The following is a 10379-nucleotide window of genomic DNA, read 5'->3' as shown; positions in this document are numbered from 1 at the left end:
AGGTCTGGACAGATGGACTCCAAGCGTACCGCGAGATGGATCGGGATCACCGAACGGTCGTCCACAAAGAGAGGTACGTATCGCCTGACGGAGTCCACATCAATCAGGCAGAATGCCTGTTTTCGCTCGTTCAACCGTGGCTGCGGAAGTTCCGCGGCCTGTCCAAGCAAGGCTTGGAGCAGGCCGCTCATACATTCGGGATCATTAGATCGCTGAATCTCACAGGCGCATCCGTCGATATCACCATTGACTGCCTTGTTATAGGGGCTTTCCGTAGTTCTACATAAGAGCGATATAATCTACTGGCGTAAAGGGACTCACGTTGATTCAGAAAATCACCGTTCAATTCTCAGTAACAGTGTCTTCAGTAGAGTCATCATGTGTGTCCTCACGTACCTCTTCGTCAATATACTGCCAATCTTCGGTGTCTAAACGCCCCTCGAGATATGCCTCACCGTCTTCGGTGATCACGTAGACGCCATTCCCTAGGTGTCGTACGAGATTTTCTTCAGCCAACCGCTTACACCGACGATTGATTTGCTGACGGGAGTATCGGATGGGACCTTCTCTTTTCATTTTGGCTGGCGAGCCGGTTTCATTCTCAGAGAGATATTCTAAGATACGGTCATCTGCTGCGGTCATCCATCCACCAGCATATCGCATACGGTAAATTCACACTCCTTTGTCTATATCATGCTCGGTAAGATTGTTAGAAATCTATCGGTGTATTAATGTACCAACAGTCGCATAGTGTATCTCACGGAACCCGAGTGACGAACCCTCGGCTCGCGAGAAAATGTAGAAACCCCGGCCGCGGTGTTAGAGCACCCAGCCGGGACGGGTTCTGTGTCCACTCACAGAACCATGCTAATGCTGGCAACTGTGGGGCTTAAGCCCTGCGAGACGACTAACGGATCGAATAGTAACAGTTCTGGCTGTAGTTTGTGTACCAACCCAGCCAACGGCTACGACGCTGCCTTCGACAGCCCACTCTGTACACCGTGCGCTACGACACGCAACCACGACGGAACCACGGTGGAGGAGCACAATGTCTAGCCCCACCGAGAGCGATGCCATCTCGCTTGCCGACCTCTCAGCCACCCACCGCGACCTGCTCTGGGTACTCTCACAGACTGGCCCTAGCGAGAGCGGTCCACTCCACCAGGCACTCGCCGACTACTACACCGCCAGTATCGACCAAGCCCGCGTCTGTAACATTCTTAAGGAACTCATCAAAAACGACTACGTCACCAAACAAACCCACGACACGACCGAGTACCGACTGACCGAGTCGGCCCGCCGTGGACTCTCCGCGCGGCAAGCGTGGCAAGCTGGCACTCACAACGCCGAGGGAGGGAACGAATGACGCGCCCCACCGATGACCTCCACGCCGCAGACCTCGCCCAACTCACTCGCATCGTACTCGACATCGACAATCCGATCTGCCAAGTCTGTGGCCAACCCCTCCACGAAGGCGACGACATCACCGCCTACGCCTACCGCGCGGCCGGCGAACCCGCGTACGCGATCGGCTATATCATGTGCGGTTCAGATGTCCACGAACACCCGACCGTCTTCACCCGCGGTGTTCGCGAGTACGTCCTTACGGGCCACATCGGGGCGTGTTCAAACACCCGAACGCAATCCACAACGTTCGTCCTCCTTGATCCGACTGTGGTCGTCACGAGTCCCACGACGACCGCTGAGCCACACGTCCATCCGGACTCCCCAACACCACGAGAGCCAACCCAGCCAACACACCAGGAACCAACCCCACTTCTCACCGCCATACGCGAACAGACCCGCTCCGATGGTGGCTGCCCACACAAGGGGGCAGAGTAATGCTGGCCGATCTGACCCACCGGATCATCACCGGCAGGTGATCGCCTGTGAGAACACACCAGCCTGCGGCCCACAAGCGAGGGGTCCGGCTTGTAAGCCACAGCACGGACATCTCCACCGAGGGGATCACCTGTCCAGCAGTCTCACCCCGGCTGACCGAGTGGATACCAGAGATCCTCGCCAAACTTCGGCCACAAACTGAGCGGACCATCCGCGAGCACGCCACCACCGATCCGTGGCGGACGAGCTCCCAGCTCCTCGCCAAAAGCCTGCCAGCGTGGCAGAACACAGACAACCCATGGACCGACGACGTCGCCGAAGCCGTCGCGTACACCCGGGCGATCACGACGCTCGCGCTCACCTATGGAGACGAACCCACCAGTTCGCTCAGTCCGTACCACCAACAGCGACACGCAGATCTCACCGATACAGTCACCAGCATCGGCACGGGCCGCGGGCCAGTCAACGCCGACCTCGGCGCACTCGCGAAAGGACCAGTCGCACTCCATCGTGAGCTTGACGATCAACCACGTGCCCTCACCCTCTTGTTAGACGGCGACGCGTGGACCGCTCTTCCAGACCGCCGCACGGGCGTCCGCGCACTCGCGGCAATCGCCGTGCTCGCTGATGGGTTCGACGTTAGACTCGTCGCCTCCCCCAGAGTCCGCCGACACCTCTCGAAGCGGTATCCCAACTGGACCGAGTGTCACCTCGATCTTACTGCCAGCCGGAATCGGTCCCCCCATACCGACCACGCCCAGACTGCCGAGGCCGCGTGGGAAGCCATCCGTGATCTCGACACCGAGCATGGAAAACGTCGGCTTCTCGGGAACCTCACCCCCGAGTACGCCCGGAGCTACCGCGATCTCACCACCGACCACGCGATCGATGTCGCTGACGGCACCGTTAGCAGATACGTCCTCGATCTCGAAGCCCGTGAGTTAGTCACGATCGACCGCCGTGGCCAACATAACACCGTCCAACTCACCGAGCTCGGAGAGCGAGCCGTCCAGCAGTGTCTCGACGACACCGACAACCTCGTCCACCCGGATCAGCGCCGGCTCGATGGGTGTCTTACTGCGACCCCTCAACAATCCACAAGTACAGTGTCGTCCCGCCGGGCAGGTGGAGGGACACCGACTCCCGATGAGTGGGTGGCGGCAACCGGTGATCCAGATGAAGACGCCGACTACGTCCAGTGGCTCACTGGCCCGGAGAACTCCCAAACCCACCTCCACGAGCGATTCAGCACCGTTGCCCACGACGATGCTATCACCCTCGTCGACGACCAACTCCACTCGTTCGACGACGGCCGTGTCGCATACCTGAGCCACACCAACGATGAAACCCTTGTCGTTCTCCAGTGGGGTGGCCCCCTAGCCACCCTGGGACGTCTCGCAGGCGCCTTACTCAGCGAGAAAGCCCTCTCGAAAATCCTCTCACCCTCTCGGCTCGGCCAGGAGTTCGAAGCGATCGATGACGACACCCAAGCGTATCCCGTCAAGCGCATCCTCCGCCGTGGCCACCAAGTCGGCTGGTACAGCGACGCCGAGACCACCTACGGATCGTGGCGTGAGCGAATAACCACAGTTCGAGACTGCCTCCTCGCACAAGTCGCCAAACTCACGAACAGCGACGACACAGCGGCCCGCGCCAACCTCTTCGAAGATCTCCACGGCCTGATCGCCTCAGCGACCCAGCTGTATCACGCAGCCGGTATCGATCTCACAACCACGCTTAGAGTACCCGATACCGACGCCATCGTACGCAACCCCACCCACCTCCACGACCTCTGTGCGTTCCTCGCCAAAACGGCGCCCAAACAGTCCGTCTACGGGATTCACTCGGGCTACCGCATGCTGTTCGAAGACCGGCCCGCAAAGCTGTGCCGGCGACTCCCCGCCGAAACGGCCCACAACGCGACCATGGATCTCACCATGTCGTGGGTGGTTGCCGGCCCGACGATCACGGAACTCCACGACAACATCACCGCCGCACTCGCAAGCGAACTCACGACGGTCCGAGAAGCAATCGCCGACGGCACCGAAGCCGCACCGACACTCGAAATCCCGGTCGTCGACGGGACGACCTACCCCGCCATCCGGCGGGTAATCGACGAGGTCGCGATGACCCACGACGCACAGTGGACACCCCGCGAGCGCCAGCGGCTCGTGCGGCGCTGTCTGCGCTCGTTCGGCCCGGCGGGCACCAACCAAGCGTGTCCGTACGACGTTGTGGCGAGCCTGCTGCGAGCGCTGAACGAGTCACCCACGCCGACGCTGGCCGCGGTCGAGCGCGCAGCGGCCACCCTCCCACCGGAGCGCTTCCGGCCGGATCTCACGCCGACAGCCACCAAACTGTACGCCACCCTGCTGCGTGCCGACAGCCCACTCGGCCGCTCGGAGCTCATCGAGCAAGCAGGTATCTCCGCGAGCAGCTATGACCGTCGTCTGAGCGATGTCCGCGATCTCGATCGCGTCACGCCCGTCCAGCAAGGGGGCCACCGCCGGTGGGCCACGACGAGTCCGACATCACCCCCGAAGACACCGCCTGTGACGGCGTGGCTCCCGGCGAGCAGCGATCAACCCGCGCTACCGCCGGTGACGTATCGACAATCAACCAGACCCGCCGGGCCGAACAGCTCTCCCCCAGACCGCACCGGGAGAGACGATCGCGGTGGGTGGGACAGACAGCCACCGATTGCGATTCTCACCGAACCCGGCGGCGACGCCGATGACACCACACGTCCGATGACGACCACCAACCAGAGCCGACAGCCGAACAGCCACGCCCACCAGCTCGCAGACACCCGAGACCACCCACACGACACCATGACACCGACACCACATCCGACGACAGCAGTCGCAACGCCACAAACACAGCTCCCGAACGGGGGTGACCAACAGTGAGCGACCAAACACTCGGTCTCGAAACCACGATCAGACGCGATCGCCCGACAGCGACGGACGGAAGTATCCAGGTCAGCACCGACAGCACCGACGTCACCGAGGGATCGCGTGTCCTCCTCGGCTTCGGCGATGACCGTGAGGTCACCTTCGCCGTACTCACGCCGACAGAAGCCCAAACGGTCGCGACAGCCCTCGAACAGGCAGCCCAGCAGGCAGCCGCCGCCGACACCATTGAGGGCCCAACCGATGAGTGACAATAGCCTCGATTTTACCGACGACATTGACACCGTAGGCACGCCCGACAACGCAGAACCGGACCATGACCCAACCAACGGCCGCTGGTTCGAAACCGAAGTCGCCGACACCCTCGAGGAGTGGGGGTACACCACCGCCCGCAACGAGCAGCTCTTCGGGCTCGAAACCGACGTCATCGCGCGCCGCGACGAGTTCCGTGGTGATCCCACAGATTTCCTCGTCGTCGAATGTAAAGACTGGCACACTACACCCGTCCAGCGTGATGCCGTCGAAGCGATCGCCTTCCGGGCTGCCCTCGCGAGAGCGATGCCTGTCCTCGCTATCGCCCGCCACGTGACCGTGGGCGCGTGGAAGTTAGCCCAACAACTCGATGTCCGGATCCTCACCGAACAGGACCTCTGGAACGATCGCCTCCGACCGTTGACCAAGTGCCGACCACCACGGGGCACACTCTACGCGCGGCGGGAACCGCCCATTCGGGAGCTGCGCGACCGGTTGCCGCTCCTGCTCCATCGGAAAACCAGCCTTGACATTGAAGCGCCTGTATTCCATACTGCTGGCTACGGCCCGTGTTACGTCCCTGATCGCGAGGGCAACACGACGTACGTCAACGCTCGCGATAGCGAGTACGAATTCACGGAGTGAACTGCCTCGGGGTCAGGCCCCGGGGCACTCTGCCTCGAACTCTGTAGAGGTTCCAGTGGGGAGAGCCGAATACTATCGGTCACGCGGCATAACAGTTTTATATATCAGTATAGTAGTGGGTATCAAGTGAGAAAAAATGGGAAACACATCAGTCGATGAAACCCACGGAAAGGAACTGACGCTCACGGTCGATGATAGAGGGCGCGTTACCCTCCCAAAAGACGTTCGGGAGCAGTTAGGAATCGAATCGAACGATGAGCTCCCAGCGACACTTGTTGGCTCCGTCCTTGAGGTCAACCCCAAGCCGAGTTCGAAATTAGAGCTCGCAACGGCTGGCCGAGATGACTGGACGCACACGACGCCAACCGATGCAGGAGAGACGCTCTTTGGACCGATAGATAAGTGATCGAACTGATGGCTGACTTACTTCCGACAGAAGTGACGGTACTCACGGACGTGAATATACTTGCGATCGGACTCACCGAAGATCATCCAGCACACGACCATGTGTATCCGTGGATTCAAGAGGCCCTCGACGGGCCAAACGTCTTGCTGGTTTGTGACTACTATCCGCTTCGAGTACAGTATCTCATGACAAACAAGTTCGGGGTGGATGATGTAACGGCCCGAAACGCAGTCCAATCGCTTGTTCGGAGCCCAGTACGGATTATTAGTGCGACTGAGACAACCCTGTTAGAAGCGTATGAGATCAGTGCTGAACAGAACCACGACGTGTATGATTCATTTATCATGGCGCTTGCGCGAGCATACAGTGCTGACTACCTGATCACGACTGATGATGATTTCAACGAGCTATGTGAGGGTGAGGACATTACCTATACGAACCCGATTCCAAGCGAAAAGCGAGAGAAACTGACGTTCATTCAGGGATGATCGCACGGCGGGACGAGTTCCGTGGAGACCCTGACGATTTCCTCGTCGTCGAGTGTAAAGACTGGCACCAAACCCCGGGCCAGCGGGACGCAGTCGAGACGATCGCACTCCGGGCTGCCCTCGCGCGAGCAATGCCCGTGCTGGCTGTCGCGCGCTGCGTCACTGAGAGTGCCTAGCAGTTAGCGCAATTGCTCGACGTGCGGATCGTCACTGTCGACGACCTCACCAAGAAGTCGCTCCCACCACTGACCGAACGTCGACTGCCACGGGGAACGTTCTGAACCCGCCGAGAGCTGTACGTGAGCGAACTCCGAGATTCTGTTCCGCCGCTGTTGGACCGACGGAGTGATCTCGACATCGGGGCGCCAGTATTCTCCGGGGCACGCCACGGCCCGTGTTACATGCCTGATCGGACGGGTAACGATGAGTACGTCGACGCTTGCGATACTGACTACGAGTTCGGATAGCAGCGAACGCTGATGACATCCCCATCGGTGCCATAGACTTATCTAATTGTAGTACGATGGTACTACCATGAAGTACGCAAGCGTCAGTGTCAAATTCCCGGTTGAGCTGGACACTGAGATTGAGCGGTTTCTTGATGAGACGGGTATTTACACCAATAAAAGCGAGTTCATCAAGGAAGCCTGCCGGTCGCATCTTCGCGAACTGAATGACGACACAGCGATCACCGCGCTTCGGCTAGAGCAACTACTCGCACAGGCTGAGCAGAGCCGCCAATCAGATGGTGATATCGACGCCGAGCTCACAGCACTTGGCAAGAAAGTCGATGTGGACGATCTTGAGCAGGCCGTCGACGAGGCTCGTGAAGAAACGGCCACACAAGTGTACAGATCTGATTCGTGAAATCCTCGATACGAATCTGTGGGTATTTGGAACACTACAAACCAACGAACGGGCAGCAGAATTGCTCACAGCAATTGACCGCGGTGAGACAACATCGGCGATCAGTGCGTACATGCTCCAAGAGGCGTTAGCCGCATTCGATCGCACGAAGGGCCTCTCTGCGACAGAACGAGACGCTGTCAAAACCAATTTTGTGACGCGGCTCACCCGGATGACGGGCCTCATCGAAGCGCCATCAAGTCGTGATGCGAGCGATGCGCTCCTTCGAGAACAACGGTCGGCGCCCACAGTACGAACACTGGCTCGCGTCTGTGGGGTCCAGCCGAAAGACGTTCCAATCCTTGTGTTAGCGTTCGAGCATCGTGACCGCCAACCAACTATTTTGACGAACGACGAGTCCTTCGCAGAATTTGAGCCGGCAGCACACTCACTTCCCGAGATCACGATCACGCACGTTTCCTAACAGTCGGATCACATAGTCCAAAACCGCTGTCATACGGTGACGAGATCGTCACGGACACGAGTCTCAATCCGTGGCTTCAACGAGTCTCTCGTCACGAGGTCGACCTCAATACCAAGCTCCTCCGTTAGTTCGTTTTCCAACCGAACGAGATCGAACAACGTTACAGGCTGCTCGAAGACGACGAGCACATCGAGATCGCTGTCAGACTGTTCTTCACCACGCGCATACGATCCGAAGATACCCAACTCGCTGATCGGATACTCCTGCTCAAGTTTCGGCTTGAGCTGCGCGAGTCGAGTTGAGATATCTTCGGTTGCCATAGGGTGTCTACGACTGCGCTGGGTAATTATGTTTTGGCAACAAGTGACTCTTTAAACTCGAAGCCGACGTGATCGCCCGCCGGGAATAGCTCCATGGCGAACCAACCGACCTTCTCATCGCCGAGTGGAAAGACTGGCACCAAGTCCCAGTTCAGCGGGACGCCGTCGAAGCAGTCGCGCTGCGGGCCGCACTCATGCGGGCATGCCCGTCCTCGCTGTCTCCCGCCGCGTAACTGAGAGCGCGTGGCGGTTAGCCCAACTACTCGACGTTCGGATTATGACCGAGCAGGATCTCGACAAAGGCCAACTCCAGCCGCTGACCGAACGCCGGCCGCCGAGTGGAACGCTCAACGCGCGGCGAGAACCGCTCATCCAAGACGTGCGTGACCGGCTCCCGCTTCTGCTCTGCCGCCGGAGCGAACTGGATATCGAAGCCCCTGTCTTCCATCAGGTTGATCGCGGTCCATGTTACGTCCCCGATCGAGCGGGAAACGACGCGTACGTCGACGCTCGCGACACTGACTACGACTTCGGATAGGAACGGTGCTAGAGGGGTACACGACCGTTCGTAGGGTATCCTGAATATGCCTCCTTACGGTCACACAAATCTGACCACCATGATACTTATATATTACAAACGCATACAAACACATACAGTTGGACTCATGCCCATCGATCTTCGAAGACACGACCCGGACGACACGATCAATATCCGCCCGGGCACAAACAAAGCCGCAATCGTCAAACTCCTCTATCGGAATACGAACCTTGCGTACACGCCGGCAGAGATACAAAACGCACTTGATCTGCCGCGCGGCACCACGTCAACGACGCTATCTCGCCTCCATGATGACGGACTGATCGGAAAAACGAATGATGGTCTCTACCACGGACTTGAGCGACGGGATGATGTGAGGCGGTTCGCACGGAGCCTCGTTCAACTTGACGAGATGGCGGATCGGTACCCAGAGCCGGGCCTCACTCCAGATGACGTTGAACAAACTGGTGCGAGCGCACGAAGAGAGATCCCACGTGATCGCGCTGACACCGAAGAGGATCAGTCCGGGGAGGAACCAGCACCCGCGGACTGGGTCAACAGCACCGCTGCTCCTTCAACAACGGAGAGTAACACTGACGCTGACTCAGCGTCGAGTGAAAGAGAGTAACACGATGGGGTTAGACCACATACCCCTCACATGACGTACTACTACCCGCAGGGCAGTCTCGTGTTTGCTGCGGATCCAACCGGGGCACATAGCAATCCGCGCCCAGTAATCGTGATATCCGATGCTGATCGGCCGTACGTTGAGCAAGAAGCCACGGTTGTATGCCTGACCACGCAGGCCGAGTACTCATACGAAGTCACACAGTTGCCCGACGGCGTAGTTGAAGGGGTGGAGCTGCGGAAGACGAGTTATGTGATGCCGTGGGCGATTTATACGATTCCACTATCGTCGATCCGAGATAATCTCCCGTCTGGGACCCTCACTGATGAGGGAATACAGCTTGTTGCGGATGTGATTGATCAGATGGTCCGACCATAGGTAACGACACCCCCGATTTCACGGCCGAAATTGACGCCGTGGGAACCCCCGATGGCGAGGATCCGGACCACGATCCGACCAACGGTCGCTGGCTCGAGACTCGGGTCGCCGAGACACTCGAGCAGTGGGGGTATAGAACAGCCCGCAACGAGTACTGTTTCGGGCTCGAAACCGACGTGATCGCCCGCCGGGACGAGCTCCGTGGTGATCCTGACGATTTCCTCGTCGTCGAGTGTAAAGACTGGCACCAAGTGCCGGTTCAGCGGGACGCCGTCGAAGCAGTCGCGCTGCGGGCCGCGCTCATGCGGGCAATGCCTGTCCTCGCTGTCGCGCGTCGCGTAACTGAGAGTGCGTGGCGGTTAGCCCAACTACTTGATGTCCGAATCATCACTGAGTCCGATTTGGAGAAGAGGCAGCTGCCGCCGCTCAGTGAACTACCCCGCCCTACTCGCTCACGGCCGACGCCGTTCGCTCCTTGAGGGTGGGGCTTCCTGTTTCCACGACGCGCTTTGCAGATACAGGCGTATCCACAGGGAGCGCAGTCTCCACAGGCGTTGATTCGGAGTATCCCACTCCTACTTCTTCAAGACCACGAGAAAGGATGTTCCACGCCGCGTTCGCATCTCTATCCGCTTCAAAT

General features: G+C 59.1%; 15 protein-coding genes and 1 pseudogene. 12 read left to right on the top strand and 4 right to left on the bottom strand.

All coding sequences use genetic code 11. From position 1 onward, the window contains the following. The coding region (locus tag B9H04_RS16295; RefSeq protein ID WP_139835139.1) for a transposase at window positions 1-287 on the top strand (287 nt) is incomplete at its 5' end. 55 nt (window positions 288-342) lie between these two features. Here B9H04_RS16295 and B9H04_RS16290 read toward each other — a convergent pair. After that, complete coding sequence (locus B9H04_RS16290) at window positions 343-663, bottom strand: winged helix-turn-helix domain-containing protein (RefSeq protein ID WP_080508733.1); 321 nt, start codon at window positions 661-663, stop codon at window positions 343-345. 385 nt (window positions 664-1048) lie between these two features. Between B9H04_RS16290 and B9H04_RS16285 the strand changes: the two genes are divergently transcribed. From B9H04_RS16285 to B9H04_RS16245, 8 genes are all read left to right on the top strand, one after another. After that, a complete protein-coding gene (locus B9H04_RS16285) occupies window positions 1049-1366 on the top strand; it encodes a PadR family transcriptional regulator (RefSeq protein WP_049933390.1) in 318 nt (105 codons plus the stop codon). Next, window positions 1363-1842: a hypothetical protein gene (locus B9H04_RS16280; protein WP_080508732.1), complete on the top strand. Its 480-nt coding sequence runs from the start codon at window positions 1363-1365 to the stop codon at window positions 1840-1842. Before B9H04_RS16285 ends, B9H04_RS16280 begins: the two co-directional genes overlap by 4 nt. Before the next feature lie 47 nt (window positions 1843-1889). Continuing rightward, entirely contained in the window at window positions 1890-4751 is a 2862-nt protein-coding gene (locus B9H04_RS16275) for a hypothetical protein (RefSeq protein WP_049933389.1), read from the top strand. Then, complete coding sequence (locus tag B9H04_RS16270; RefSeq protein ID WP_049933388.1) at window positions 4748-5005, top strand: hypothetical protein; 258 nt, start codon at window positions 4748-4750, stop codon at window positions 5003-5005. The genes B9H04_RS16275 and B9H04_RS16270 overlap by 4 nt, the downstream gene beginning before the upstream one ends. Further along, complete coding sequence (locus tag B9H04_RS16265) at window positions 4998-5651, top strand: restriction endonuclease (RefSeq protein ID WP_049933387.1); 654 nt, start codon at window positions 4998-5000, stop codon at window positions 5649-5651. The genes B9H04_RS16270 and B9H04_RS16265 overlap by 8 nt, the downstream gene beginning before the upstream one ends. Window positions 5652-5787: 136 nt before the next feature. Then, window positions 5788-6057 (top strand): AbrB/MazE/SpoVT family DNA-binding domain-containing protein, encoded by a 270-nt coding sequence (locus tag B9H04_RS16260; RefSeq protein ID WP_080508731.1) that lies wholly within the window; start codon window positions 5788-5790, stop codon window positions 6055-6057. Between the two features lie 8 nt (window positions 6058-6065). After that, the gene (locus tag B9H04_RS16255; RefSeq protein WP_049933386.1) at window positions 6066-6545 is read left to right on the top strand and encodes a type II toxin-antitoxin system VapC family toxin; all 480 of its coding nucleotides are present in this window, start codon (window positions 6066-6068) and stop codon (window positions 6543-6545) included. A 534-nt stretch (window positions 6546-7079) separates the two neighbouring features. Continuing rightward, window positions 7080-7412, top strand: coding sequence for a ribbon-helix-helix domain-containing protein (locus tag B9H04_RS16245; protein WP_049933383.1), 333 nt, complete (start codon window positions 7080-7082; stop codon window positions 7410-7412). 492 nt (window positions 7413-7904) lie between these two features. On the opposite strand, the gene B9H04_RS16235 is transcribed toward B9H04_RS16245, so the two are convergent. Further along, window positions 7905-8195, bottom strand: coding sequence for a nucleotidyltransferase family protein (locus B9H04_RS16235; protein ID WP_049933382.1), 291 nt, complete (start codon window positions 8193-8195; stop codon window positions 7905-7907). A gap of 277 nt (window positions 8196-8472) precedes the next feature. Here B9H04_RS16235 and B9H04_RS18885 point away from each other — a divergent pair, with 277 nt between their 5' ends. The 3 genes from B9H04_RS18885 to B9H04_RS19690 all read left to right on the top strand — a co-directional run bounded on the left by B9H04_RS18885 (window position 8473) and on the right by B9H04_RS19690 (window position 9739). Further along, on the top strand, window positions 8473-8733 hold the full coding sequence (locus B9H04_RS18885; protein ID WP_155120075.1) for a hypothetical protein: 261 nt from the start codon (window positions 8473-8475) through the stop codon (window positions 8731-8733). A gap of 127 nt (window positions 8734-8860) precedes the next feature. Then, entirely contained in the window at window positions 8861-9361 is a 501-nt protein-coding gene (locus B9H04_RS16225) for a MarR family transcriptional regulator (RefSeq protein ID WP_211216894.1), read from the top strand. A gap of 30 nt (window positions 9362-9391) precedes the next feature. Then, window positions 9392-9739 (top strand): type II toxin-antitoxin system PemK/MazF family toxin, encoded by a 348-nt coding sequence (locus B9H04_RS19690; RefSeq protein WP_162141841.1) that lies wholly within the window; start codon window positions 9392-9394, stop codon window positions 9737-9739. Here the strand turns inward: B9H04_RS19690 and B9H04_RS19685 are convergent. Both B9H04_RS19685 and B9H04_RS16215 read right to left on the bottom strand, forming a co-directional pair. Further along, window positions 9721-9987, bottom strand: coding sequence for a hypothetical protein (locus B9H04_RS19685; protein ID WP_049933379.1), 267 nt, complete (start codon window positions 9985-9987; stop codon window positions 9721-9723). The genes B9H04_RS19690 and B9H04_RS19685 overlap by 19 nt on opposite strands. 196 nt (window positions 9988-10183) lie before the next feature. Then, a pseudogene (locus B9H04_RS16215) lies at window positions 10184-10379 on the bottom strand (RNA-guided endonuclease TnpB family protein); the annotation flags it as partial.

It is taken from the genome of Halorubrum ezzemoulense DSM 17463, from assembly GCF_002114285.1.
GTDB classification, from domain to species: Archaea; Halobacteriota; Halobacteria; order Halobacteriales; family Haloferacaceae; genus Halorubrum; species Halorubrum ezzemoulense.
Note: the sequence above shows the minus strand (reverse complement) of the source record. Positions and strands in the feature narration are given on the sequence as shown.